A 509-nucleotide genomic window follows, 5' to 3' on the forward strand; every position below is an offset into this window, starting at 1 on the left:
CCGCGGGCCTTTGTCCCAGTGACAACGGTCCAAGCCAAACGTAAGTCCACGCTTCCTGACCTGGTCAAGCGCATGTTTGATACCGGTGAGCTCAACCGAGTGTGGATGTCGGATATTACCTACCTGCGCACTGCTGAAGGCTGGTTGTATCTGTGTGCAGTCCGCGATGGCCATTCCCGCAGGGTACTGGGCTGGGCTATGGATAGCGTTCAAGATACATACCTGGTCGAACGGGCCCTGCGAATGGCGCATACGCTGCGCGGTGACGTGCCTGACGGGCTAGTGTTTCACGCTGACCGCGGAACCCAATTTACCAGCGAGAAGCTCTGGGAAGTTTGCCGCAACCTGGGCATTGCTCAGTCCGTAGGGCGTACCGGTGTGTGCTTCGATAACGCGATGGCCGAGTCATTCTGGTCAACGCTTAAAACCGAGTTCTACGACCGTAAGCGCTGGGCGACCCGTGATGCTGCACGCAAGGCCGTTGCCTACTGGATTGAAGTCGTCTACAA

General features: G+C 57.6%; 1 protein-coding gene. It reads left to right on the plus strand.

Annotated features, from left to right (window positions below; all coding sequences use genetic code 11):
* On the plus strand, positions 1-509 hold a 509-nt coding region (locus MHY08_RS11640; protein ID WP_239236786.1), incomplete at both ends, for an IS3 family transposase.

Origin of the sequence: Corynebacterium sp. ACRPJ, from assembly GCF_022347345.1 — a bacterium.
Classification (GTDB): domain Bacteria; phylum Actinomycetota; class Actinomycetes; order Mycobacteriales; family Mycobacteriaceae; genus Corynebacterium; species Corynebacterium tuberculostearicum_D.